Origin of the sequence: Candidatus Halocynthiibacter alkanivorans, from assembly GCF_003333265.1 — a bacterium.
Lineage (GTDB): Bacteria > Pseudomonadota > Alphaproteobacteria > Rhodobacterales > Rhodobacteraceae > Halocyntiibacter_A > Halocyntiibacter_A alkanivorans.
Map to the genome: position 1 here is coordinate 1 of NZ_QOLB01000019.1, position 26,344 is coordinate 26,344.

At 54.8% G+C, this 26,344-nt stretch carries 14 protein-coding genes and 1 pseudogene; 3 read left to right on the top strand and 12 right to left on the bottom strand.

The window, feature by feature from the left end; all coding sequences use genetic code 11:
- From DWA01_RS00270 to DWA01_RS22855, 12 genes are all read right to left on the bottom strand, one after another.
- A partial coding sequence (locus tag DWA01_RS00270) for a glycosyltransferase family 4 protein (RefSeq protein ID WP_114283638.1) occupies positions 1-1,572 on the bottom strand: 1,572 nt, incomplete at its 3' end.
- A gap of 2 nt (positions 1,573-1,574) precedes the next feature.
- A complete protein-coding gene (locus DWA01_RS00275; RefSeq protein WP_114283639.1) occupies positions 1,575-2,648 on the bottom strand; it encodes a class I SAM-dependent methyltransferase in 1,074 nt (357 codons plus the stop codon).
- Positions 2,649-2,807: 159 nt separating this feature from the next.
- Entirely contained in the window at positions 2,808-3,635 is an 828-nt protein-coding gene (locus DWA01_RS00280) for a glycosyltransferase family 25 protein (RefSeq protein WP_160115933.1), read from the bottom strand.
- A gap of 104 nt (positions 3,636-3,739) precedes the next feature.
- Positions 3,740-5,530, bottom strand: coding sequence for an ABC transporter ATP-binding protein (locus tag DWA01_RS00285; RefSeq protein WP_114283641.1), 1,791 nt, complete (start codon positions 5,528-5,530; stop codon positions 3,740-3,742).
- Positions 5,531-5,556: 26 nt separating this feature from the next.
- Positions 5,557-7,080 carry a glycosyltransferase family 4 protein gene (locus DWA01_RS00290; RefSeq protein ID WP_114283642.1) on the bottom strand — a complete coding sequence of 508 codons (1,524 nt, stop codon included), beginning with the start codon at positions 7,078-7,080 and terminating at the stop codon, positions 5,557-5,559.
- A 26-nt stretch (positions 7,081-7,106) separates the two neighbouring features.
- Positions 7,107-8,357 (bottom strand): glycosyltransferase family 4 protein, encoded by a 1,251-nt coding sequence (locus DWA01_RS00295; protein WP_114283643.1) that lies wholly within the window; start codon positions 8,355-8,357, stop codon positions 7,107-7,109.
- A 589-nt stretch (positions 8,358-8,946) separates the two neighbouring features.
- On the bottom strand, positions 8,947-10,266 hold the full coding sequence (locus DWA01_RS00300) for an HlyD family type I secretion periplasmic adaptor subunit (RefSeq protein ID WP_114283644.1): 1,320 nt from the start codon (positions 10,264-10,266) through the stop codon (positions 8,947-8,949).
- A 56-nt stretch (positions 10,267-10,322) separates the two neighbouring features.
- Positions 10,323-12,038, bottom strand: coding sequence for a type I secretion system permease/ATPase (locus DWA01_RS00305; protein WP_114283645.1), 1,716 nt, complete (start codon positions 12,036-12,038; stop codon positions 10,323-10,325).
- 246 nt (positions 12,039-12,284) lie between these two features.
- Complete coding sequence (locus DWA01_RS00310) at positions 12,285-12,932, bottom strand: Fe2+-dependent dioxygenase (protein WP_114283646.1); 648 nt, start codon at positions 12,930-12,932, stop codon at positions 12,285-12,287.
- 105 nt (positions 12,933-13,037) lie between these two features.
- Positions 13,038-17,738, bottom strand: a complete 4,701-nt coding sequence (locus tag DWA01_RS00315; RefSeq protein ID WP_114283647.1) for a DUF4214 domain-containing protein — start codon at positions 17,736-17,738, stop codon at positions 13,038-13,040.
- A gap of 411 nt (positions 17,739-18,149) precedes the next feature.
- Positions 18,150-22,082 (bottom strand): DUF4214 domain-containing protein, encoded by a 3,933-nt coding sequence (locus DWA01_RS00320; RefSeq protein ID WP_114283648.1) that lies wholly within the window; start codon positions 22,080-22,082, stop codon positions 18,150-18,152.
- Positions 22,083-22,104: 22 nt separating this feature from the next.
- Positions 22,105-22,605: a hypothetical protein gene (locus DWA01_RS22855; RefSeq protein WP_136057631.1), complete on the bottom strand. Its 501-nt coding sequence runs from the start codon at positions 22,603-22,605 to the stop codon at positions 22,105-22,107.
- A gap of 648 nt (positions 22,606-23,253) precedes the next feature.
- On the opposite strand from DWA01_RS22855, the gene DWA01_RS00330 reads away from it, so the two are divergent.
- From DWA01_RS00330 to DWA01_RS00340, 3 genes and pseudogenes are all read left to right on the top strand, one after another.
- On the top strand, positions 23,254-23,559 hold the full coding sequence (locus tag DWA01_RS00330) for a helix-turn-helix domain-containing protein (protein WP_114283650.1): 306 nt from the start codon (positions 23,254-23,256) through the stop codon (positions 23,557-23,559).
- 71 nt (positions 23,560-23,630) lie between these two features.
- Positions 23,631-25,268 (top strand): hypothetical protein, encoded by a 1,638-nt coding sequence (locus tag DWA01_RS00335; RefSeq protein WP_114283651.1) that lies wholly within the window; start codon positions 23,631-23,633, stop codon positions 25,266-25,268.
- 584 nt (positions 25,269-25,852) lie between these two features.
- Positions 25,853-26,344, top strand: a pseudogene (locus DWA01_RS00340) (aminomethyltransferase); the annotation flags it as partial.

A 26,344-nucleotide genomic window follows, 5' to 3' on the forward strand; every position in this document is an offset into this window, starting at 1 on the left:
GTCCTCAAAGGGCAGCCGGTCGCGCTCAATGTTGGCCGGCGCCAGTTCGATTTCAAAATCAGGCAATTTGCCGTCCCGGCATTTCACATGCTGGTAATAGGGCTCAGGGCCCTCCCAGACGCCGGCAAGTTTCACCCCTGGCAAGGCATTCGCCAACAGCGCTTCAAAGACCAGCGGCGGGAAGACACCAATGTCCAGAACGCGCGCGGGTTTGATCTTTTCGGCCAGTTCAAGCGTTGTCAGATAGCGTTGCCAATGGGTGCCGAGATAGTTGGCGAGACCGATGTCGATATGAGCAGCTTCCAGGCCTTTTACTGCCGCGAGTGTATCGAACTCATAGGCGGCCAGCACATCGGTTACTGTCTCAAATGGCAAAGCTACGGTGCGGGCGGGTGGGGTGATCGCTAGTTTCAGTTGAGCTGCAGCAGCGGGGGCAGGGGGCTCATTCTCAGAGGGAGCCGGCGTCACGGATGTAATCTTTAACGGCGCTTCTGCCGGAGGCGTGGCGGGAACAACAGGGCTGATGCCGGTCAGGGTCTCTACGACGTGATCCCAGGATATGTTCATGCGTCGATAGGTGCGCAATGCGGTCTGCCCGAGGCGCTCAGCCAGATCTTTATCCTGCATCACCTGTTCAAACGCGGCCGCGAGTGCGCGTGGATCCGGGGGGCAGATCAGGCCTTCTTTGCCGTTGCGAATGAATTCCAGCGGGCCGCCGGCGTCAGTAACAGTAATGGTGGCCTTGGCTGACAGCATCGCTTCCAGCGTGACATATCCGTAATCTTCGTCCTGCGGCACAAACACCACGGCACGGGCGTTGCTGTAGTGATGCCGCATCGTGTCGTCACTGACGGCGCCCAGCCATTCCACCCGGTCGCGAATGCCCAGATGATCCGTGAGTTGCTGCAATTCCTGCAGATAGGCGGGGTTTTCGGCAGCGCCAGCGATCACCAGCTTCAGCGGTGGACGGGTTGCGGCAAGCGCCTGCAGGGTCAGTTCAAGCCGTTTGGAACGGTTCAGCCGGCCAGGTGCGAACAGGTAATCACTGTAGCTGTCGCAACGCAGCAATTCTGCCCCGGGTGGCGGGTGGTAAAGCGACTGGGCCTCAACACCGAGGTACTTCTGCAACCGGCCGGCAACATTTTTCGAATTTGCGTAAACCGGATCTTTGCTGGAGGTAAATAGAGCTTTGTCTTCCTGCTGTACCAGGTGGCGCAGTGCCAGACCATCCGGATCATGCAGCAGATCAGAAGTGCCGGCGTCCCACTGGTCATAAGCCTGACGGTGCTGGTGAATAATCCAGAACTTGCGGTTGGGATGCTGTGCCAGATAGGCAGGGAATTTCAGGCCGATCATCAGGTCGATTGGCACCCCTTCAAATTCGGAAAGATCAGTCAGTTTCGCGGCCAGCACGCTGTTGGCCAGCGCGGTGCCCGGATACCATTTGAACGGCAGGGTGATTTCAACCGCCTGATGCCCCGAGCGTTCAAGCGCCTGGCACAGGTTCGCGGAATGGCGTTCAGCGCCTCCGGTGACAAAGGGGACCTGGGTACGGACGACACCTACGCGCATCTCTATCGTGCTCCTGCCGGTTTGGTGCCCAGCATTGCCAGGTCCTGTGGCCCAAAAAGAATATGCGCCAGATCCGGGTCAAAGCCCGGGCGTTGCATAAATTCACCCAGACGTTCGTGCGGATGCAGCGGACGCGCGTCTACCGGGCAAAAGCCGACCGTTTCGAACAACACTTCCAACACTGATTCCGTCACCGGATTGCGATGGGTCGGATCGTTGTAAAAGGACGATGCCCCGACCATGATATTGCGTGGATTTGGCGTTTCAAAGATCAGGATGCCACCCGGTGCCAACACCCGCCCGGCCTCGCGGGCAATCCAGGCCACAGATTCAAAGGGCAGATGTTCGATAAGATGATGGGCTGAAATCACCGAGTAGCTGTTGTCGTTGGCATCTGCCATTGCCTGAAGCGCATCCCCGTGCCGGACATCCAGCCCCAGTGCCAGGGCTTCTTCAATCTGAGCCTGGTTTGTATCAATTCCAATTGCGGGTACATCCCGCTCGCGCAGCACTTCGAGCCACTCGCCCCGGCCACATCCGAGGTCAAGAACAGGTTTGCCTTCGGTCCGGATGAATGCGCTTTCGACGTCGGGCAGATAAATTTTCACCCGGGCTTTGATATCCGATCTGCTGCCGCGGTATTTGTTTTCCAGACGGTTGTAAAAGACATCCTGAAAGGTCTGAAAACCTTCTGATTTTAGTGCGGACGGTATGTCGTCACCAGTTGCGGCACCACGCTCCGGTGTGTCGCCGTCTGTATCGCGCGACAGCAACGCCATATCAAGACGTCGGGACAGGTCGGAATACCAACGCGAAATTTCGGCATTCAGGCTTTCGACATGCCCGGCCTTGCGTTCCATTTCCCGCATCTTTGGCTGAAAATCATTGTTTGTATCAACAAGCTCTGATGACACACGTTGAAAATTGTTGCGCGCCGTTTCCAGCTCCTGTTTCAGAGTTGCCAGTTCGTCAGAGATTCTGCTCACTTCCCGGCTGGCGAATTTTGCGTTCCATTCCGTTTTGCCGAGCTTGAAAATGGCGAGGAAATACCGTTCGAACTGCTTCATTGGGTTCATTGTTTGCTCCGGGTCTGTCGGTTGATCAGAGAAGGCTGGCAACGTTTACCTAAGGCGACTTCAGGATCTGAAAATGGGTTATCGGCTGGTTGTTTCCGGCATCTTCCGGTCGCTCCGGGCTTGCCGCCCTGTCCTGGAGATCCATGGAATTGCCGGGCGCTATTCTGGTTGCGGCAGCATTGCCCGGTCACGTTTGCTGCGGTCATATTTTGCCCAGCCTGCAAGTGTTAAACAACGCGTTTGCCGGCTCACTTCCCGCCATCGGTACCAGCCGATGCGGCGGGGCTTTTTCCAGTGCGGGGCCGCTTCGGAAATGTCGCTCGCAGCGCCGGTCACCCAGAACGGGTTTGGGCTAATTCCAAGCCCCCGCGCATTTTCGCTGACTCTGCGTCTGAATCCATGGTCAACCGGACAAATCGGCTGTTGGGCCTCGGCAAGAAAACTCTTCGCACCGGACCGGCTCCAGAGTATCGTCGTCGCTCTGGCGGGAAAGTAGAACGCACGCAAAACATCTGCGGAAACGTCATTGTCGCCAATTTTCGCGAGCCATGAATAGAGCCGTTTGGGGGGCTGATTCAGATTTATCAGGTCCCAGTCCGATATTTTCCCGTCGGATATCGCGGCTTCCAGCGCCGCCATCATGTCCCAGCATCCAGGCTGGCACAGAAAGTCATCTTCCAGAATCAACGCCATCTGCTGGCCGGATTTGACAAACTGTTTCAGGGCTTTGACATGGCTCAGATAGCACCCGATCTCACCGCTGCTCAGGCCACGGCCATAGTATTTTACTGCTGCCGCTTCGTCATAAGTTGGGAATTCACTGACCGGTTTATTCCGCCCGTCTACGGCAAGAATGCGTTCAAAAGACACGCCCGCAGCGTGCAGCTGCGCTTCTGATACTTTCAACCGTTGTTTGCTGCTGTCCAGATTTATCAGGAAAACGGGGAACTGAACGGGGTGTTCTCCGCGAGCACTTTGTTCTGTCAATTTGCGCTCCGGTTTCCCCGACGGCAGGTCGGTCCGCATGTTAAAATTGTAATTCACAGTATATCCAAAACTTCAGGTGGAACAGTGCAATGTTCGTAACCCAATCAACTGTAACTTTCTTTCTGTGACACATACATGCTGGCATACAGGCCTTTATTCAGCATCAATTCTGCGTGTGTGCCACTTTCAATGATGCATCCATTATCCATGACATAGATCAGATCCGCATCTACCACCGCCGACAGCCTGTGCGCGACCACAAGGGTCGTTTTGTCTTTTGAAAGCCGTTTGAGCGCGCGTTTGACTTTGTCTTCTGTCTTCTGATCAAGAGCGGAAGTCGCTTCGTCGAGCAGCAGGATAGGCGCGGAACGCAGGAAGGCCCGCGCAATGGCGATGCGCTGTTTTTGGCCGCCAGACAGCTGAGAGCCTTTCGGTCCCAGCGCAGCATCACCCCGTTGCCGGATCAGATCTGCGATTTCCGCGGCTTCCGCGGCCTGCCAGATTTCTTCATCACTGGCGTCGGGCCGGACGTAGCGGATGTTTTCCCAGATTGAGCTGTTGAAAATCACAATATCCTGCGCAACGACAGAAAACCCGGCGCGCAGACTGGCAACGCTGAGACCCGTGATCGGTTGTCCTCCGATGCTTATCTGACCATCGCGAACCGGATAGAGCCGTGTCAGCAGACTGAGAACCGTCGTTTTGCCTGAGCCGGTTGCGCCAACGATTGCGGTGACCCGCCCACCTTTAAACGTCATGTTCAGGTCACTGAAAAGAGGGTTATCGCCGTTATACCTGAACGCAACATTTTCCAGAACTATGTCACCTGCGGTATCAAATGTGCTGACCGCATCAGGGGCGTCGTATATCGAAGGTTGTTCCCGGTACAGGCTGCAGATGCTTTCCAGCAAGACCAGATTGGCCTGCAGCCGGGTCAAAAACTGTGCCACTGACCGCATTGGGGCAAAGACCAGCACCATGCCCAGCAAAAAGGCGATAATGGCGGCGCTGTCCAACTCAAAATCCGGGCTGATGACCATATAACCACCGCCACCGATCACCAGAACATAGATGAACGCCGATACCAGGTCGATAAAGGGCACAACCAGTGCCTGCGCGGACTGCAGCCGGATGGACAGGTCTTTGATCTCTTCGTTGGATGCGGACAATCTGCGGCGTTCCTGGGGTTCCTGGCCAGAGATTTTGACCGTGCGCATCCCGTTCGCCATCTCTTCGATGCCGTTCATATAGGCGCCCATGGCATTTTCGGCCTCGGCCTGGATCGCTTTGATCCGGTGGGAGACCTTCTGCATCATCAGGATAATGAGTGGAAAAACCACGACGGCCGTCAGAAACAGGATTGGCGACTTGTAGATCAGGTAGCCGGAGATGATGACCACAGTGGCGGTGTCGCGCAACGCGTTTACCGTCGCGTGCCCGACAAATACGCTCACATCCTGCGCTTGATTGACCAGACGCAGAATAATTGCACCCGGTGGTGTTCTTTCAAAATACTCCAGGTCCAGCGTCAGCAGATGATCGATCAGGTCCTGGCGCATCTTAAGCACCGCATCACTGGCCAGCCAGACTGACAGGCGCGGCACCAGATAGGACATGGCACCGCGTACGGTAAAGAGGAAAAATACCAATAGGCAAACTTCGACCAGTTTCCTCAGATTGCCGTCTTCATAGATGACGCGCAGGCCGCTTTCGGTCAGCGCCAGGAATTGCTGATATACCAGTCCCTGAATCAGAATCATGCCCAGCACCAGCAGCAGCCAGGGCGTTTTCTGTTTCAGGTAAGTGTTCCAGAACCACCTGATATTGGCGGCATCCTGTGCAGAAAAGTAGGGCTTGCGCTCTATCTTTTTCCTGGTTGGTTTGCGATTTTTCATCAGGAGGTCCTCGGGCATGCTCAGGGTCAATCCGTGTGGGCGGCGTGCTGCACCGCTGCGGAACTGGCGCGGTCGGGCATTTGCACAAGATTCACAGTCGGGTCTTTCGTCAGGGCGGCGGCGACGTCGGCGGCCACATCTGACCATTGCCGCAACTGAGCCTGCTGAATTCTGTTTTCCAGCATCTTCCGGTGTCCGGACTCGGATAGCAGTTTTCTGGCGGCATTGGCGATGCTCGGGATGGATTCCGGGTTGCAGTAGACAACCATGTTCCGGCCGACTTCTGGCATGGCGGAGGTCTCAGAGACCACAGCTGTTTTTCCGTAGCTGAGGCTTTCCCCGATCGGCAGCCCCCAACCCTCGTAGAGGCTGGCGGTGATGGTGAACTCACAGTTTTCATAGAGATAGGTCAGGTCAGAATCGCTGGGCTCTTCGATGATCTGCACCCAGCCGCCAAAGCCACCGGTCTTGTCATACGCGTCAAAAAAGTCGTTATTGAGCCAACCTTTTTTCCCGGCAAAAACCAGCCGCGGCAAATTCAGGCTTTCGTCATTGGCCAGCTGGAGCCAGGCCTGGGCCATGCGCCAGCTGTTTTTGCGTGCTTCCATGGTGCCCACACAAAGCACGTAGGGAAGTTTAGTCACGTTACGGATATCCGGGCGCCGCCGGCTTACGGATTTCAAATGGTTGAGCAGTTGCTCTTGGGGACTGGTGGCAACGTCAGAAGGCGCGCCGTCACGCGACCGGGCCGCTGGCAGAGGCGCCTGCGCCAGTGGCGTCAGATGAATTTCCGTGCTGCTCCCCAGCATATCAAGTACCTCCCGCAGATCTGAAGCGGTGTGTTTTGAGTTCGCCAGATATCCGTCGCAATACTCTGTGGTCTGGCCCAGCCAGCTATAAAACGAAATCGGGTTTACATGCACCGTGTCGGGGAACTTCAGCGGAATTGTATCATGCACCAGCAGGAAGATCCGCAGCCCGGCTGCCCGGTAATCTTTGAACAGGTCGTCCAGATTTGGGTTGTCCCACAGGGCACCAAGGATGCACAGGGTGTCGCCAGGACTGAACGTTGCAGAAAATAACGTTGGTCTGACCCTTGCCGGTTCCCTGACCTCTGCACTGTCAGCGGCTTTTTCCCCGCTGCGCCAATCCCGCCATTCGTGAATAGAAAACCCTTTCTTGCGAAAAAAGGCATCATCATTGCGCAGAGCGGCAAGATCGATTTTGGTTCTGTGGAAGTAGTATTTCAGACTGCCAGTCGCGTATTTCTGCAGGAAATGGGCAGTTTCTTTTTTTGCCGGGACAGCCAGCGCGAGCGCCGTCGAAATTTCGTGCAGGTCGAAGTCGTCGATCTGCAGGAATTTGTCAGCAGGAAGAGCGACATATTTCTGCTTTCTGTCGTCAAAATAAGACATGTATATGTTTTCGGCACCGAGAGTGTCTGCCAGACAGCGGATAATCATCGTTGCCGCGCGCTGAATGCCGGAAACGGTGCGCTCAATAGCGATATACCTGACGATGTCGGTGACGTCGAAAAAATACTTTTTCATTCTGTATGTTCCAGTGGCATTTTACTTCAGTAGGTGTCGGCGGCATGGATAATGTCGCGGGCAACATCCTGCCAGCTTCGAAGCGCGGGTCGCCTCTGCCGGATTTTTGTGGTCAGTTCATTTCTGAAGTTCGGGTCTTCGGTGATCGTCCTGATCCTGGCCGCAAGTTCCGTGGCATCTTTCGGATCAAAATACAGGCCCAGATCGCCGACAACTTCGTGCATGACCGGGATGTCAGATACAATGGCAGGTGTGCCAAGCCACAGGGCCTCAGCTGCAGGCAGCCCCCAGCCTTCTATAAGGCTGGGCAAAACAACAGCGATTGCATTTTTATACAATTGCATCAGCTCCTGTTGCGACGGATCAACAGAAATACGGACGTTGTCCCGAATGTGGCAGTATTTTTCGCTGGCAATCAATACGTCAATACGTTTCCGGTGGCCGCCTGCCAGCACGAGATCGGGAACCGGCGCGCCCTGCGCTTGCAGATGCGCCATCGCATCAAGCACGCATTCCAGATTTTTGCGCCCTGGGGTGCAACCAACGCAGAGCAGAAATCCCTGATGTTCGCGCAACGGCGTATCTTCGCCAGTCTCCGCTCTGAATTCATGCGCAAGCGGCGCAACGGCAATCTGTTTTGCCTGCGGCAGGTCTCCACGTTCCGAAAACCGCTTCAGCTCGTCTCTGGTGAACTCTGAGTTTGCCAGGATTTTACCGCAGTGTTCGAGAATATAGGCGTTGTCTTTCACAAAATTTGAGTTGAACGTTCGCTTTTTGTTTTCGTGGAGCGGGATGAAATCGTGCAGCAGCGGCAAGATTTTTAAAGTTTGCTTTTGCTGTTTCAAGGCATGGATGTAGTCCGAAACCACGCGCGGCTGACTGAGGGAAATCAGAATACCGTCGGTGAGGGTGGCAGGGGTGACCAGCGCGGGGGCAATATGCCTCCAGCGTTTCAGGCTGGAACGGCGTCTGAAAATGCTTCCTGCGAGATGAAACGCAGATCTGGTTGAATAGGCGCTGCTACGCCGGAGCCTTTTGGGGCGGGCGGCAGCGGGGAGCCCCAGATCCAGAGTGCCATTTTCGGATGCATGGCCAATTCGCGGCGTGACTTCAAAAAATCGCCGGTGGCCCGGAGAGTAAATGACGAAGCATATGTTTGTACTCAGGGTTGAAAGCTCGTAGCCAACCTCGATGATCGTGCGGGCAATCCCATAGTATTTTATTTTGTCACTCATGGCGTAGAACAGTTCTGAGAGATCATAGTAGATACGGGTCATTGAGTGATTGATCTTTTATGTACGGATATAAAGTTGAATTTAGGCAGCAGTAAATTCTCGGTACCTATCACTGTAAGGTTGTGTCGTCGGCAGGGTGGAAATAGTTTGTCAGGTCGAAAGTATGGAGCGAATTTGCGATTAAACGGCCAGTTTATTTTATAAAAATACAAAATCTAACACTTACTCTTTGATTTTATACGGATTCTTCCAATAACTTCAAGATTAATAATTCAAGTCCGACAACGGTGTAATACAGCTTACCGTTGAGTTTCTGCCTGCTATTCGGGTGTGGGGTCAGGCGAACCGCGCATAGATTTCCGACAACCAGTGTTCGGTGCAATCGCCGTTCTGCCGATCCTCAATAAAAATGGGCCCAGAAGTGTCAAAGCAAAATCGGAACTCTCTTGCACTAACGCTATGATTGCATTGGCGCGGCTCTGCGTCGCCGAGCAGCCAGCAGGTTATTGTCACGTGCACCCTCATTATTGGCGTATCAATGATGGGGGGTATTGCGACTGAGCGCATCCGGAAACACGCGGGTCGCGGTGCCGGAGGCAGGGTCACTTTTAATTGTTTCCAGCGTCGGCTTTTATTCTTCCCGCAGGCTTTTTGAGATTGCATCGGTCAGCGGCGAGGTCAGATAATTCAGAACGCTGCGTTCGCCGGTGATGATCACCACATCCGCGGGCATGCCTGCGGTGAGTCTCTGGCGCATATTGGCGGGCATTTTTTCATCTGACACGTAGATACGTGCAAGATAATAGGGTGCTACGCTTGAATCATCAGGGGTAATTACATCGTTTGACACCGACTGGACCTCGCCAAGGATGATCTCAGTCAGTTTGGTTTTAAAGGCAGAAAACCGGACTTCGGTCTCAAGGCCTGGTGTGACGCTGTCGATATCGGTTGGTGATACCCGGGCGTTGATCAGCAGATCTGCATCTTCCGGAACGATCTCCATCAAAATTTCACCCGGTCGGATCACTGACCCGTTGGTGGTCACCTGCAGGTTCTGTACAGATCCGGACACCGGCGCCAGGATGATAGTCCGGGTGAGATCGTCTTTTGCAACGATAATACGTTCGCTCAGTTCTGAGATTTCATCTTGAATCTCTTTCAGTTCAAGACTCGCGCGTTCCCGGTATTGCTGTTCCAGCTTCAGCAGGCTCAGCCGGGCTTCCCCGGATGCTCCCCGGACCCGGGACAGTTCTGAAATCACTTCACCAAGAGAGGTTTCGACCTGGATCAGAATGTCCTGTATATCCGCCAGCCGGTTGGTTTCAATCACGCCCCGGCCTTCGCCTGTCGTCAGCCGCTCCACAACGCCAGTGCGCAGCGCAATGCGTTTTTCAATAGCGTTTTTTTGGATCTCCAGACCGTTAATTTGCTCGTCAAACTGAGTCAGCCGGAATTCAAGTATTTCTGCTTCAGACACTATAATTTCGCGCCGGTCGTCAAAAATATCCTGCTGAGTCAGCAGCGTGTTCTGCAGATCCAGTTCTGAGGATGCAGCCAGATCGGCGGGGAATTCGATGGTCTCCGCAAATTCGTGTTCGCCCAACAGCCGGGCCTCAGCGGCACGGTCGATATTGAGGCGCTGTTGCAGCAGGGTAAGATTGGAACGTGCTTCGATGCTGTCCAGTACGATCAGCGTGTCGCCGGCGGTGACCACATCCGCCTCCTGCACCCGGATGTCTCTGACGGTTCCACCCTCAAGATGCTGCACGACTTTCCTGTTGTCCGCCAGAGAAACCACGCCAGAGGCAACCACCGCTCCATTTATTGTCGCTGTTGCAGCCCAGCCACCAAGCACTCCAAAAATGGAGAGAATGACCAGATAGCCCACCACAACGTAGACCCGGGGGGATGATTTGATGAATTCAGACGGGTTTTCAGCGTGGGCGACCATTGTGTAATTCCATGTGGTTTCCTGAATCCAGTTCCAGGAAATGTTGAACCGGATAATCAGTTTTGGGCAGCAGCCACAGACATCGGCGCTGCAGCGTCAGGCTGCGCCTGGGGCTGCAGCAGCTCTTTTGTAGCGACAAACTTCTGCACCATGCCTGCGTTCAGGATCAGGGTTTTGTCTGAGACAGCCAGCAAGTTGGCTTTATGGGTCACTACCACCACGGTATTCCCCATTTCCTTCATCTTCATCAGGCATTTGGTCAGCGCTGCTTCGCCTTCGCTGTCGAGATTGGAATTGGGCTCGTCCAGAACGATCAGGCTCGGGGCCTTGTAGACCGCCCGCGCCAGTCCAATGCGCTGTTTCTGGCCTCCGGACAGCTGGTTGCCGCCATCGCCCACTTCCGTGCCGTAGCCGTTTCTCAAGCCCTGAACCATGTCATGGGCACCGGCAAGCGTCGCGGCCACAATGATGTCTTCATCGGAGGCAGAGGGATCAAACCGGGAAATATTCTCTGCGACCGATCCCGCAAACAATTTCACATCCTGTGCCAGGTAGCCGATCGACTTCCCAAGTTGGGTGGGATCCCAGTGCGCAAGTTCGGTTCCGTCGAGCCGGACAGAGCCCGTGGCCGGGACGCCGACCCCGACAAGATGGCGCGCCAGGGTCGATTTTCCGGAACCGCTGGCGCCGATCAGAGCCAGAATCTCGCCCTGGGTGATCGAAAAGCTGATGCCGCGCAGCACGGTGTCTCTGGTGCCCGGCAGCACGCTGGACAGGCCTTCCACCTCAAGATTGCCTTTGGGGTCAGGCAACACCAGCCGCTCTTCTTCCTCGCCGATGACGTCAAACATCTGTTTCAGCCGGGCGTGGGCCTGGCGGGCGCCGATAAATTGTTTCCACTGGCCGACGGCCTGCTCGACCGGCGCCAGCGCCCGGCCCATAACGATTGAGGCGGCGATCATAATGCCGGGGGAAATTTCCTGTTTCATTGCCAGAAAGGCGCCGGTGCCGAGAATGGCAATCTGCAGCACCATACGGACAAATTTGGAGGCGGACAGTACCACGCCGGCCCAGTCACTGGCGCGGGCCTGGTTGCCGATCATCTGATCGCGCTGCTTCAGCCACAGGTTGCACAGCGGCTCTTCCATCCCCATCGCTTTGATTACGTCGGCGTTCTGCAGGCTGGCACCGGCAAAATGCGCGGCGCGCTGACCGGCGGTATTGGCCTCTTTCAGCGCCTTGCGGGTCATCAGCTCATTCAGCAGTGCCAGGGCAAAAATAATCACCGCGCCGGTGGTGGCGACCACGCCAAGCCAGAGGTTAAAGGCAAAACACAGCCCGAGGAACAGCGGTGTCCAGGGCGCATCAAAAAAGGCAAAAATGCCCTGACCGGTGAGAAAATCGCGCAGCTTGTCAATGTCGCTCAGCGTGCTGCGGCCATTGGCAGCGGGGTTGGCGACCTGCATGCGGATCACCCGGGAAAATGCCGGAGCAGTCAGCACCTCGTCAAACTGAATGCCGGCGCGCACCAGGGTGCGCGAGCGCAGAAACTCCAGCAGACCATAGGCCAGCAACATGCCGACCGAGATCAGGGTGATCATCACAAGGGTATAGCCGCTGCGGCTGGCCAGCACCCGGTCATAGATCTGCAGCATATAGAGCGGCCCGACGAACATTAACAAGTTGATGAAAAAGCTGAAAAGCACCACGGCAAACAGCACCGCGTTATATTTTTTATAGGCGAGGGTCAGCGGCGAAACGGACTTTTGCATCGGGCGGCCTTTTCAATTCTTAATTGCAGTATGGGTATCGGATTTACTTTTGGTTGTCATCCTTATCCGTGTGTTCTTGAGAGCATTTTCAAACGTGGGTTGAAAGAGTTATCTGTTCAATGGACGAAAGTCTGTGGGTTCTCGCGGCATTTTCAGTCCGGTGTTATCGACATGGGCTGAGTGTCACACACAAAGTTTCGGATAAGCTTGCCTGACGAGGACTTCAGAGAACCCGCGAAGCAGGTGTTAAGGTGTTAATTTGCGACGGAAATGCTGTGCCAGGTAGTTGAGCTGGTTCAGTTCTGCCGGATCATCAACAAACTGTTTCAAGCGCTGAATCTCATAGCCCATCTTAAATAAGGCTTCACGGTCTTCCTGATCCCGGACGCCACAGCTTAACCAGCCCACAATGCACAATCGCTCCCCGGAAGTGACCGGATTAACCTGATGCAGGACGCCGGTTGGATAGACGACCATCTGACCTTTTTTCAACTTAGCCGATTGTTTCATGTGGCCGAGGTCAATCTCCAGCTCCCCCCCCTCATAGCCGTCAGACAGCATCAGGGTAAAACTCATGTCGGTGCGCTTTTGATTCATGATGGCCATATCAACATGCCAGCCGTAGTGACCGCCGTCTTTATAACTTGCCACGCGTGGCGAAACGACTTCTTTGGCGGTGGTATAGGATGACAACAACCCATCCGCTAAAAACAGCTTGCGAACGTCATTAAAGATTGGCCGTGCTTCCTTCACCTCCTGGGTGATCTGATAATTCTGCTTAATGTCTTTGGCCGAACCACGCGCAGTCGCTTTTCCATCCTTGAACTCGAGCTTACGGATGAAATCGACCGTTTGTCGGACCTGGGTCTCATCGTAGACGTTAAATACTTTCATAAAACCATCCGTTTAAAAGTGACCCCGCCGGGCGGACCAGGCGGGGTCTGGCGTTAACCTGACGCTGCAAAAGCATTGTCAGGCGTCTGCCTCATTTGAGAAGGATTAAGCGATTTCCAGAATGCTGCCATTTGTGCTGAAGGACGCGTCCGACAGATCAACAAGACCGGTGATCTTAACGATCTGAGAGTCGCCATCGTCGAACGATGAGTCACCGGACGGACCTTCACCCGTATCCGCAACAATATAGGTGTTGTCGTTGAACTGGAACCAGGCCATTTCACCGCCATCGATTTGGTTGATTGCGGCATCGGCGTAGTCCTGAAGGTTCGTATTGCCGTCTACATCCAGAGTGATCTGAGCCGATACGAAGACGCCACCACCACTAAAGACAATCGTATCACCTGCTTCAAGGTCCAGGATCTCAGATGCTGAGTTCACATTAGTTGTGGCACCCTGAATGTAGAAAGTATCGACACCCGCGCCACCAGAGATCTGCGCCAGGTCAACACCATCCGCGATATAGATTTCATCATCACCGTCATTGCCGTTGATAACGTCACCGTCCGTGTTGACGTACAACGTGTCATCACCGGAGCCGGCGTTGACTGTCATCGCTGCACCGTACGTTCCGAAGGTAAGGTTCCCCGTCAGATCCGTTGCATCAACCGTTTCAACACTGTCACTAACTGTGAGATCTACATCCGCATTACCTGTCACATTCACCGTAGTTGCAGACGTTGCATCAACGTTGACAGTTGCCTCATCGATGTCTTCATCCTTATCTTCGTCGGTTGAAGAGTCATTTGCAGAGATGTTGATGGTCTCGACACCCGTAGCTATTACGGTGCCGAAGTCGTTGTCCGAGTCATCATCCAGCGAAAGAACAACGTTCAACTCATCGGCATCGCCAGAGGCATCTGCCATCGAGACAGTGACGACATTGTCCCAGTTGTTGCTGTCTGTCAGCTCAACCGTACCACCATCAGCCATTTCGCTGATCAGCAGCGTTGCGGCGCCGGCACCACCTTCTGTTGTAACATTCGTGCCAATAGCACTTGGCGCTGCTTCTTGCGTGCCTGCAAGGGAAATCAGGCCAGCATTACCTACATTGACATTTGTATAGACAACTGTGAGCCCAGCAGCTGCCGCTGCTCCCCAGCCACTATAGGTTCCAGCAAATGTTCCGTTCGCCGGGTTCCCAGGTGTGGCACCGTTCGCTGTGTTGTCAAACGCAGCTGCAACGTCGCTCGCGGCAATGAAGCCAGTTGCAGTTAAGGTTACACCCGCAACTGTTACGGTCTGCCCTTCAGACATGTCGACAAAAGTGACAGTCTGTTGTTCTGCTGTGCCGGCGTAAATACTGGCACCCAGATCTTGAGCAGGATCAGTTGCAATTGTAGCAGTCGGTACGACGCTGCCAGCAACCGTTGAAATATCGATGTTAGTAGCGCTTGCAGTACCATCGGTAGAAACAGTGATAGTAGTTCCTAAGCCAGCATTTTGCGCAGTCATAGAAACAGTGCCATCCCCATTGCTTTGGGCAAGCCAATTCCCACTAATTACCGCGTTGATTCCATTTGCAAAATCGTTTGCAACTGAGATTTCGTTGCCATCCGACAGTACAATCACACCGGAGTCATCGAACTCGATTGTATCCGCGCCATCAGCAAAACCACCGAAATCAATGGTAAAGGTCTGAGCTTCGGCTGGGGTTGCAGCAGTACCATCCGTAGTACCAGTCACACTTGGGTCTGGATCAGGTGCTGAAGAAACACTGACAAAGAGGTCAGGCACAACACCAAATGACGATTGTGTGAGTGTTACCGTCGAAGTATCCTCGTTATCCGCAGCATTCCAACCTTCAGCTGACATTTGGTCAAACGCTTCGGCAACCTCGACGGCTGTCATATCTGCTGACGTAGCTGTTACAACCTCATGGTCAACTGTAGCGCTCTGCCCACGAAGCAACGCAGAGAATGTAACCTCAACAACTTCTTGAGCACCGTCCAGCGCACCATCTTCCGAACCGTTAACGATCACATAGTCAACGTCATCCATATTGGCCAGATTGACGTCCAGTTCACCGTCGCCCACTTTAAGCGCGTTCAGTTCCAGTGTGGTGAAACCGTCGATCTTCGCTTCGAATGCGGCAGAAGAACTTGCGTCCGCTGCGTCCGCTGCGTCCATCACCAGCGTATCCGCGCCGGTACCTGCATCGATCGCTACGTTAATTGCGCTCGTGCCAGTGGCCAGAGTCAATTTGTCGTCGCCATCGCCCAGGGTGACCGCGTTGTCGGTAGAAATCGTGGTCAATGTGACGTCATCTGCACCAGAACCACCTGCATATGATGCGTTGGCAGCATCAATCGAGACGGTGTTGTCACCGGACGTACCAGAGGCATCTACCGAAGTAACATCGTCACCGGAAGCAAGCACGGTTACACCCGCAGAACCGGTCACCGTTACAGTTTGCAGCGAATTCAGGTCTGACTGTCCATCCAGATCTACATTCGCAGAACCTGAAACAGTCAGATTTTCCAGAGCGCCCGTTTCCGCATAAACGTCCAAATCTGCAGAAGCGTCGATGGTCATATCGGTGACTGCATCTGCCTCAAGGTAGATGTCTGAAGCACCACCAGCAGTGGTGATATTCAGCGTTTCAACATAATCGTCATCTTCGTCAAGACCGATCCAGGCATCGACATTATCGAGACTCAGATCCAGCGAGGTTGCTGTTGTTTCAACATAAACGTCACCATCGCCATTCGCCAGAGAGATGGACTGAAGCGCATCGGAGTCGATGTCAGATTCGCCAGAAAAACCATCGACGGTTACATTTTGGATGGAGTCGTCATCACCGTCTTCGTCGATGTTGAAGTTGCCGAAGTTGACTTCGTTATCAGTTTCGGACCCTTCGGTGCCATAGGTGCCTGCTGTGTACTCATAATCGTCAACTCCGGAAGTGTACAGGGAGCCTGGATCAGCCAGTTCACTTGAAAACGTAACGGTGGCGCCATCCGAAGAAGTCGCGCTCCAACCACAACTTTCGTTCCAAGAGCCGCTGTAAAAGCCATTGCTGACTGGGCCACCGGCATCCTGGGTGTCACCGCTTTCGGTGATGTTGGCAAATGCCGCTGCGACCTGAGCAGCTGTCAGATCTTCGCTCGCTTCGAAAGTCAGGCCGTTGACTTCAGCGCTTTCACCGGAGGCGAGGTCCTCAAACGTAACCGTTTGTGTCGCGCCTGTTTCCGCCACTTCGTCTACAACAAACTCAGTGATGGTACCGGTGCTGGTGATGGTAACGTCCGTCAGATCACCTGTGCTGGTTACATTGGTGGTGGCAAAGTCGAAGTCTTTGCCTGTCGCTTCTGCATCAGCGGCATCGACAACAACATTGAGCGCGATATCTACAGTTGTGCCACCAGTGACACTAACGTCGCCGGCGTCTACCCACCAGCTGCCATCAGATACGTAATTTTGCTCGATATTGACCGCTCCGGTGACGTCGCCGTCCGGGCCTTCGCCAACAGAGATTTCTGCAAGGTGAGAGCTTTCTGATACTTCTGCTTCGTAAGCTCCTGATGCGGTGATTGTTACGTCAGCACCCTGAGTTACTGTGATATCACCAGAGCCCTGAGAGGCCTGGGTGATGGTAACGTTGCCAGTGACTTCGCTTCCTTCGCTGTCCCCAACAGTGATGTTACCTTCGTCGCCGCCATCGGCAGTGATGGTTACATTGGCGCCATCGTCAACGGAGATATCACCGTAGCCCTGGTCAGAATGCGTAACAGTTACATCGCCTTCGGTGCCGGACAGTGTAATGTTTGCATTTTCTTTTTCACTGGTAACGGTCTGAGACGCACCGCCAGTGACAGCTACACTACCGGTCACGCCGGAGACTGTTACTGCCGCGCCATCATCAGCCATGAAGTTAGCAGAAGTGGCCTGGGTGACAACCAGGTTATCAACCGTCAGTGCGGTCAGATTAACAGTGGATCCTTGATAATCACCGACATTACCTACAGCACGAATGGTTGCGGTTTCGATATTTGCCAGGGTAAAGCCTGTCAGAGTTTCGACGTCAGTCAGTGCATCGATCTGCAGATTGTCGTCGCCACCGGCACCATCCAGCTGGTCAAGGCCCGTCAGGGTGGTGTTTTCGGTGCCATCAATAAGTGCAACGAAAGTATCGTTCGATTCAGTGCCGACAAATTCAGCGCCCTGGTCAATACCAGTGGTCAGCGTGTAGGTGTCGCCAACGGGAACAAAGAACGCGCTGGTTTCAGCTTTGCCTTCATCGACAGAGTCCGAGGTTTCGTCGACACCGTTCAGAACTTCAACAGCCGCAGCCGCTGCGTCGACATCATAGGTGAAACCGGAGGTGTTTGCGGCGGTTTCCACGAAGTCGAGACCGACTTCTACTTTGTTGTCCATGATGGCTTTGTCTTGGCTGCCGTCCTCGGCGCCGTTGATGATCGCTTCGATCATATCCGCAACTGAAACCTCACCGGAGTCCAGCACGCCGCTCCAGAATTCCAGACCCGCAGCGTCAGGTGCGCGGTTGAACAGGTTCTGATAGATCGCGGTCAGGAAAGCCGAGGAGGAGGACACGCCAGGCGTGCTCAGGTACGGGTAGATCGCGATGGCCTCAGCCGAAGCTGCGAAATCCGCTGCGATGGTGTTGTATTCGCGGCCGCCGTCCAGTTCGTTGATCCAGAATTCCAGACCTGCGGGATCGGGGGCGCGGTTGAAATAGCCCACATACAGGGCCGTGAGGGCGTTGATCTGTTCTGCTGTAGCCATGGTTATAACTTTCCAAATTGATGACAGATGTCGTCGGATTCGATCTTAAAATTTTCTTTATCTTCTATGAGAGCGGCAGATGGTGTTTTGCTATAGGTTGCGGAATTTGCAAACGTGTACTCTCCGTTAAAGCGATTAACGGTTTTTTATTTTCCGGGCAAGAAAATTCGTACAGTAACTTTCATACCAACCGGTTCCGACGCTTGGCCAAAGCGGTATATCGCCGGGTTCGCGCCTGTGTGTTGACCACAAGTGCAGGCACTTGTTGGGAAAGTGTGAGTAGCTAAGTATCTGGCAGGTATGCGAAATTACGCTTCTCCGCCTTGCGTGGCATAATATTGGTGACGTGCCGGGCTGGCCGGTGCGGCTTTGGGGGAGGGCCCGCGAGAAATCCCGCGGGCCCGGTGTTTTTTAAACTTCTGCTAAGCCACCGCCAGTAACGAAGTCCGAAGCGGACAGATCAGTGACACCGGTCAGGTTGATCTGCATGTCCACGCCGCCGTCACCGTCAACATCGATGTAAAGCGTGCTGGATTCGATATCGAGAACCGCTGCCGCCGAGCTGCCGTCTGAGAAAACGCTCAGAGCAGACATTGCATCCAGGTAAGTGTTGGATTCACCGAGATAGGTGTTCTCGTCGATGCCGCCGATGCCCGCGACCGCTGTGAGATCGATGGTATCGCTGCCGGAGACAAAATCGATGATGGTATCAACAGTCTCACCTTGCGAGTCGGCTACGTCATTATAGATGAACGTATCCGCACCTTCGCCACCGGTCATTGTATCCGCACCAGCACCGCCAGTGATTGCATCGTCGCCTGCACCCGCTGTGATTGCATCGTCACCTGCGCCTGCGCCGATGGTGTCGACACCCGCGCCTGTGGTGATGTCATCGTTGCCTTCGAGTGTGGTTACGGAGTTGGTACCGTCACCTGCATTGATGGTGTTGTCACCAGCGCCCGCGATGATGGTGTCATCATCAGCTCCGGTGGTGATGGAGTCGACACCTGCACCTGTGGTGATATCGTTCGCACCGTCGCCTGCGTTGATGGTGTTGTCACCGTCAGTGGTGGTGATGTCGTCAGCACCGGCACCCGCAGTGATGGTGTTGTTACCAGCGCCAAGGTCGATCAAGCTTCCGGCATCGCCGACAGTGATGTCGTTGTCGCCGCCAGTTGCGGTGATATTAGCGTAATCAGCGCCGGCATCGATGGTGTTGTTGCCGCTGCCAACGATGATGACATCTGCACCTGCACCGGAGTTGATGGTGTTGTCGCCGTCACCAGCAATGATCAAGTCAACATCTGCACCGGACGTGATGCTGTTGTCGCCTTCGCCAGCATCGATCATGCTGCCTTCGTCGCCAACAGTGATGCTGTCGTCACCGCCGTATGTCATGACCGTGGCAAAGCCTGCACCTGCGTCGATGGTGTTGTCACCCGCGCCGCCTGTGATGGTGTCGTTACCTGCGCCGGTGGTGATGGTTGCAGTGTTGGTGTCGGTGGTGATGCTGGACATATCAACAACTGTGTTGCCGTCGCCGCCCACGAATGTGGTGGAGAGGTCAGCGCCGGTTGTCACATTAACCGCACCGCTGTTGGCCGAGGTGTCGATCGAAGACACAGCAACAGAGCCGGTCAGGTCAAGTGCCAGCCCCGCATCGCCGGAGACCACAACACTGGTGGCGGCAGCCGCAGCCAGAGCCAGAGTGTGAGCGACCGCAGTTTCGTCTTCGTCATCAGCATCGTCGGAGTCGATGTTGATGGTTTCGACGTTGGCGACGTTCAGAGTGCCACCGGCAAGATTTACGTCGCTTGTGAGAACAACGTTCAGCTCATCCGCTTCACCAGTCTCTGCATCGGTCACGTTTACGGTGACAGCAGACCCTGCATCGCCGGTCAGCTCAAACGTGCCACCCGAAGCCATGTTGTCCAGAGTAAGAGTGGATTCGATGGCGTCCTCAGCAAGTACACCGGGTACTTCAGGGGTGACATACCCTACATTAACCAAGGCGGCAGCGGCGTCCGTGATTTCAATATCTGCCACATCGCCTGCGGTGTCAGGGAAAGTGACTGTCACATGTCCAGCACTGTCGGAGATCGCCGTTACTGGACCGCCCGACGCAGGGCTGGTCAAAGTCTGGCCATTAAGCGCGGCTGCAATCGCGTCGGAAATAACGCCCATTGTTGCAAAAGCGTCGATAGCCACTGTGATTCCGCCGACGGTAATGTTGCCACCAGCTGCTGTGCCGGAGGTAAATTCGAAATCAAGCTCCTGCTGTTCTCCAACGGCAAGGACGGCCGGGGTATAGGCGGTGCCTGCAGAGCTGACGTTGCTGATACCGGCCAGGTTGGCGAGATCGATCACTGTGTCGGCAGAAGTCTGGTTGATGACCACGTTTTCAAAGCCGGCAACCGCTGCGGTGAAGTCACCATTTGCGGAAAGCTCTTCGGCCAGCGAAGCGGACATGACCAGTGTGTCGTTGCCGTCGCCGCCGTCCAGTGTGCCACCTTCGCCAAGCGCGCCTTTCAGTGTCACTGTGTCGTCGCCTTCGCCCATGGCAATCGCCTGGGTGTTGCCGGCTTTCAGTTTGATAGTGTCGTCGCCAGTACCGCCGGTAAAGGAAGTATTTTCCTGGATCGCGCCGACAATCTCGACACCGCCGGTGTTGTCAGAGGCGTCAATGCTTCCAAGCAAGACTGAAGTGGTAAGCGTTGCTGTGACTGCGCCGTCACCATTGATATCAACAGCTGTCAGAACATCGGCGGACCCGCTGAGAGTCATATCGACATCTGCATTCAGCGTCACCGATGTTGCCGAATTTGCCGAGAAAGTGAAATTTGATTCCGTACCGGCAGACGTTACCGACACGCTTGTTGCCTGGTCGTCAACTACTTCGCCGCTGAAATTGTCCACGGTCAAAGCAAGATCACGTTCGCCTGCGTCGGCAAAGACGTCTACGGCTGACCATGACTCCAAGTTTGAGATCGAGAGCTCGGTGATGTTGGCGTTGATAGTCGCGCCATCATCGCCGCCATTCAGTGTGACCGATGTCAGTTTTTCGTCAGCCGCTTCAGCATCATCAGAGATCGTGACTGCATGGCCACCTTCAACGGAAACAGAACTGGCGTTGCCATCCGTGTTGATGTCGACGTCATAGTCTGTGCTAGCCACAACGCTGACGTTTTCAAGGTTCGCACCAGCAGCGTCGATATCAACATTTCCGCCCGCGGTAACGTCGATGTTTGTCACAGCGTCGCCGTCGGCGGTCAGCTCAACGTTATCCCCTGCGTTTACAATGATGCTATCAGCATCGGCGGTCAGGTAAACGTCATCCTCTGCGTTTACAGTGATGTTTTCGCCTGTGGCGGTCAGCTCAACATCATTCCCTGCGTTTACAGTGATGCTGTCAGCATTGGCGGTCAGAATAATATCCTCTGCAGCTTCCACGTCGATGCTTTCAACACCGGTGGCACCGCTCAGGTCAGCGTCAACACTGCCGCCGCTTCTGATTTCAATCTTTTCGACATTGGAGATCTCAGTGCCTGCGCCGATGGTTACGGCAGCAGTCGTCGTCTCTTCCTCATCCACGCCAGTGGTGGTGTCACCTTCCTGATTGTTGACAATCAGCGTATCGGTGCCGGCACCGCCATCGATGCTGTCCAGCCCGCCAAGGGTCGCAACGTCGTCTGCATTGTCCAGAACTTTGTAAGAACCGTCAAATGTGTCGTTGTCGGCGGTGCCGGTAACAGTGTCCACGCCGGTGGTCAGGGTAAACGTCTCGCCGATGACGGCGGACCCGTTCTCGATGAACTCGGCGGTTTCGGCTTTGGCTTCGGTAACTGACTCGGCGGTATCGACGACACCGTCAAGAACTGCAGACGCTGCAGCTGCTGCATCGTCATCATAGGTGAAACCGGAGGTGTCTGCGGCGGACACTGCGAAGTCGAGGCCAACGTCAGTTTTGTTGTCCATGATAGCTTTGTCTTGGCTGCCGTCCTCGGCGCCGTTGATGATCGCTTCGATCATATCCGCAACCGAAACAGCACCGGAGTCCAGCACGCCGGTCCAGAATTCCAGGCCATCAGTGTCAGGCGCCCGGTTGAACAGGTTCTGATAGATCGCGGTCAGGAACGCCGAAGAGGAGGACACGTCAGGTGTGCTCAGGTACGGGTAGATCGCGATGGCTTCAGGCGAAGCTGCGAAATCCGCTGCGATGGTGTTGTATTCGCGGCCGTTGTCCAGCTGGTCGATCCAGAATTCCAGGCCTGCGGGGTCGGGAGCTCGGTTGAAATAACCCACATACAGGGCCGTGAGGGCGTTGATCTGTTCGGTTGTTGCCATGGTTATAGCTTTCTGAGTTAGTCTAAATATTCTTTAGTCTGTTTTTGGAGAGAGCGATAAAATGGCGTTCTGCAAAGAATTGCAAAATGCAAAAGTGCTCTCCATTTAAGCGACTAAAGAGTTTTGTTTTCTTGGGCAAGAAAAAAGTACAGTAACTTTCATACCCCTCGGCACCGGTCCCCAGATCAGAGCGGAATATCGCCGGGTGTGCGTCTGCATTCTGACCGCAAATGCAAGCGTCAGCGGTAACAGTTGTTGTATAAGTGACTGGAAGTAATGTGAAAATATGAAATCTGCCTTCCGCAGCAGGAATTGCAGGCTGCCAGGGCGGGCCGACGGCTCCCAAGTGGAGATGGGTGGAATTCCACTCGGAACCGGTGCTTTTAGGTGTCGAATATGGTGGTAAAGTCCAAAGCAGACAGGAAGTTAATGCCGTTAAGGTTGATTCGCATTTCGACACCCCGGAAGCCGTCAGCCCGGTATTATGGTTGTTGATTTCGGTATCGAGAGCCGCCGCGGCCACGCTGCCCTCTTAAAGCGCGCTCAAGGTTTACAACACATCAGGGAAGATGCGGGCTGCAGTGAGACACGTGGCGTCACCGATCTAGAGTGCAACGGTTGTGACTTTGGCTTCGTGGACAGTTTCAAGGGCGGCACCTGTGCCGTCAAGAAGTTCAATCAGGGCAAAAAAGTCGCGTCGACCTTATACGCAGGCCTTGGATTTAAGCGGCGGTGGCCACCAGGGTCTGGTCGACTTCTGAACAGGGTGCTAGATCGCGGTGACCTCTTAAATTCGCGTGGGTGTCTGCTTAGTTGCTTCAGATATCATTCCCAGTATGGTCTCGGGTTCGGCTATAATGCCCTGTTTAATGAGCCCAGAGAGCGCTGACTTGTCCGGCCGTCGCTTTGGCCACAGCTTTCTGAACGTATCTGAAGAAGAAATTATCAACTGATGCGCGCGGCAAGTGAGCTTTTACGGTGAAATTCGCAACACGCAGAGGCTAAGTTTACGTTGCCCGCGCAGGTATAAGTACAGCAACTTTCATACCAGGCATTGTCATCTCAGCCAGGATGCGCCATATAAGATGCAGACCACTGTATTCCGAGAGCTGATGTGCTGTTTTCCGGCCCCGTCAGTCCGAAACTATTTGTCCATGGAGGACCCGAACCAATGTTGGCCAAGCAAAACCGCGGCGCGTCAGACGCCACAAAGGAACAGCGCGCCATCATGGGCCGGTGGCTGAAATCTCTGCGTGAAGCCCGGGGCCTGTCCCAGCGCGAACTGGCGGAGATACTGTCTCTTGAATACTACACATTCATCTCCCAGTTGGAGCACGGGCGTGGCAAAATCCCGCCGGCGCGGTATATCGAATGGGCTGCAGCATTAAATCAGGATCCGAAGGATTTTGTGAAGACGCTGTTTTCTTATTACGAACCGATTGCCTATGAGATTATGTTTGGTGAAGCGACCGGCTAGGGCCGTCCCCACCAGATTTTTGCCTTTCGTTGCGGGAATTTTATCCGCCTTGCCAGATTCTGGAGCGCGTTATGTCAGATATTATACACCTCCGAACCCGCCGGGTGACAGACACGCCCCGGCCCAGGGAATTTTCCGTGGCCGACCTTGTTGGCGGCGCGATTGAATTTCCCCGAACCGGCGCGCCGGCCGTCGCCGTTTCAGATTATCTCCGTATAGGTGCGCCGCATGAAACCACGCCGCCTCAGGACTGGGACAATCAGGAAATAGCAGATCTCTGCCGGGCACAACGTCTGCTGCAGATGGCTGGCATCTCGGTTGAGACTGACCGCGGCCTCAGCGACGAAGGTGAGCCCTGGTTCATTTTCAGCGACAGTAATGATGAAGTGTTTGCACATTTTTGCCGGATCGACGGACGTTATGGCCTCGACAGCCCGGCGCAGGGCGGGTTGATCACCGCAAATTATCTTGAAGAGCTGGTCACAGAATTTGCGCGGCGGACGCAGCCGGTTTCCCGGCCCGAATCCACAAGTCGCGGTCAGATTGTTCAGTTGGTCGGACATCGCAATAACAAAGTCATGATGCATCCGGGCGCAGCGCTCGCAGCTTTGATCTGGTCGGTTTATATGCTATCGGACGACCTGTTACTGCCAGGCCCTGCACGGGCTTTTGCCGGCGTCACCGAAGAGTCCGGCGAAGAAACGGTGTCTGGCGCCGATGCGGGTCTCATCGCCGCAACTTCGGACCTGGCACTTCAGGATGTAGCTCCAGACCCGTCGCAGTCCCTGGAGGCGCTGCACAGTTCTGCGTCCCCGCAGGACTTCCGGGAGGCCCCAAACCAGAATAATGGCAGTTCTGCAACCGGCACGGTGGCAAAAGCTGTCATCAGCGCTCTCGCGGCGCTGGCGATTTCTTACGGAATTGATCTGTGGTCTGCCCCGGCCGAAACAGAAATCGTGCCGAAGGACAGCCACCAGGCGCAAACCGCTGCCGGGCTGCTTGACATAGCGCTCGCGGAAGCGCGTCAGCCGGCCAGCGATCAGGTTGTAGAACGTTCGGCAGAAGTAAAACTGTCGGTTGCCGCAGACATTGCCGCGAACGCAGATCCGGAAGAAGAGCATAGCATTGCCCTTGATGAGCTTGCAGATCTGACTCTGCTCTCTTTTGACGTGTCGCTGCTGGCAGTGGACGCCGCTGCAATACCATCGGGCGCTGACGCGCAAAGCGGAGTGGACACCCAGTCTGCCCTCGGTGTTGCAACACTTCGTGACCTGCCCCTTGGCGAGACTGAGGCACAGGCTGACGGCTTGGTGGCAAGCGAACCGCTGCCGGTGTTTTCGTTGATCGAGCAAAAACAGCAAGTCCTTGCGGCAATCGGAGATCTGACCTGGCTGGATCTTGAATCCTATATCGAATTGTCAGCTGAAGTGCCAATTTTTGCAGGGGTTGTCCAAGAGGATTCCGCAGCCATCGAGCTGGAATTCGAATTGTATAACCAACTGGCACGGGAATTTATCGACTTCCTCTACACAAAAAACGATGAAGCGAAATCAGTCTCGCTGGTTGGTGAATTTGTCCTGTTCGATATGGAAGCCGTTGAGGGCAGAATGGGGCCACTTTATGCCAAGAGCTGGTCTTTTAACGACGGCGACATTAGCACGGTTACCGGTCTGAAAAGCGATTTCGAAGCCTTTGATCTGGTCGCCTGATGTTTATCGGGGATTTGGCCTGACCTGCTTTCTGTGCAATGAATCCCGAATTCTGTCCGGATCCTGATACTTGCAGGCGCCTGGCCTGGCAGCCATGCGACAGAGGTCTCCGGCATTCACGCCGTAGCAATCTGCAGTAGGCTTCATCGACACTTCCCATCATTTCCAGCGTCAGAACACTGCGCTCCTTTTGCGGCGTGGCCGGCAACGCGCGCCTGTTCCTGTCCGCTGCAGAACGCCCTCTGCAATCTTGCGGGCCTCACCACAGGCCTGGGCGGGCTCGGGTGGTTTTCCCGAATAAATCGGGGCAAGCGTCCGACGGCGGCTGTAACAGCGCTTCGGCCAGGGCTGCTTTGCAGCTGACTACAACCTTGTTAAAGCTATCCAGGCAAACGGGGCTTGCGACCACCCGCACCCCCGGCCTTGTTTTGCTCTGTCTCGCGGACAGATTTCCCACCCGGCGATCCGGAGGCGCAAACATTTTTGTAAAAATAATTTAGTTTTGTTGCGCCAACTGCGGGAGCGTGATTATTCTTATCATTAAATAAATATTCCACCTATGCAAAGAAGCTGGGAGACCTTTGATGGCAGAACTGTTGTATCCTGAAGTCATACCGGGACCGCCGCGCCCTGGTATGATCCTGCAACCAAGGGTATTTTCACAGGTGCCCGGCAGCGAGCGCTATGTCGTTGACGGCTGCGGTGCGGTGCTGATCCCGGTTGAGGCGGGGGATCGCCTTACCGTCAGCAATGACGAAGGCGGACAGCCTTGTGAACTGGTGGCCGCAGATGCCCATGGCATCATTGACGCGGGAATTCTGGGTCAGGGTGCAAATTGTGATGCGAGCGGGCTGAAGGCCTTGCTGAGCGGCGGCGATGCCAGTCTGCGCGGGCTGCGCCTTGGGCTGGAAAAGCGTCGCATCGAGCTGGCGGGCGCTGGTGCGTTGCGGTTTTTTGATGCGCAAACCCCGGCCGGAAGCAGCGAAGAGCTGACAGTAACGCGCGACGGTGTGGTGATTGTGGCGGCACCCGGCGGCATTATGGATTTTGAACAGCAAAATACCGCGACGCCGCTG

What these genes read in the sequence shown, in the direction of transcription:
- DWA01_RS00275 (WP_114283639.1), bottom strand. Translation starts at nt 2,648, where the DNA reads ATGAACCCAATGAAGCAGTTCGAACGGTATTTCCTCGCCATTTTCAAG.
- DWA01_RS00285 (WP_114283641.1), bottom strand. Translation starts at nt 5,530, where the DNA reads ATGAAAAATCGCAAACCAACCAGGAAAAAGATAGAGCGCAAGCCCTAC.
- DWA01_RS00290 (WP_114283642.1), bottom strand. Translation starts at nt 7,080, where the DNA reads ATGAAAAAGTATTTTTTCGACGTCACCGACATCGTCAGGTATATCGCT.
- DWA01_RS00295 (WP_114283643.1), bottom strand. Translation starts at nt 8,357, where the DNA reads ATGACCCGTATCTACTATGATCTCTCAGAACTGTTCTACGCCATGAGT.
- DWA01_RS00300 (WP_114283644.1), bottom strand. Translation starts at nt 10,266, where the DNA reads ATGGTCGCCCACGCTGAAAACCCGTCTGAATTCATCAAATCATCCCCC.
- DWA01_RS00305 (WP_114283645.1), bottom strand. Translation starts at nt 12,038, where the DNA reads ATGCAAAAGTCCGTTTCGCCGCTGACCCTCGCCTATAAAAAATATAAC.
- DWA01_RS00310 (WP_114283646.1), bottom strand. Translation starts at nt 12,932, where the DNA reads ATGAAAGTATTTAACGTCTACGATGAGACCCAGGTCCGACAAACGGTC.
- DWA01_RS00315 (WP_114283647.1), bottom strand. Translation starts at nt 17,738, where the DNA reads ATGGCTACAGCAGAACAGATCAACGCCCTCACGGCCCTGTATGTGGGC.
- DWA01_RS00320 (WP_114283648.1), bottom strand. Translation starts at nt 22,082, where the DNA reads ATGGCAACAACCGAACAGATCAACGCCCTCACGGCCCTGTATGTGGGT.
- DWA01_RS00330 (WP_114283650.1), top strand. Translation starts at nt 23,254, where the DNA reads ATGTTGGCCAAGCAAAACCGCGGCGCGTCAGACGCCACAAAGGAACAG.
- DWA01_RS00335 (WP_114283651.1), top strand. Translation starts at nt 23,631, where the DNA reads ATGTCAGATATTATACACCTCCGAACCCGCCGGGTGACAGACACGCCC.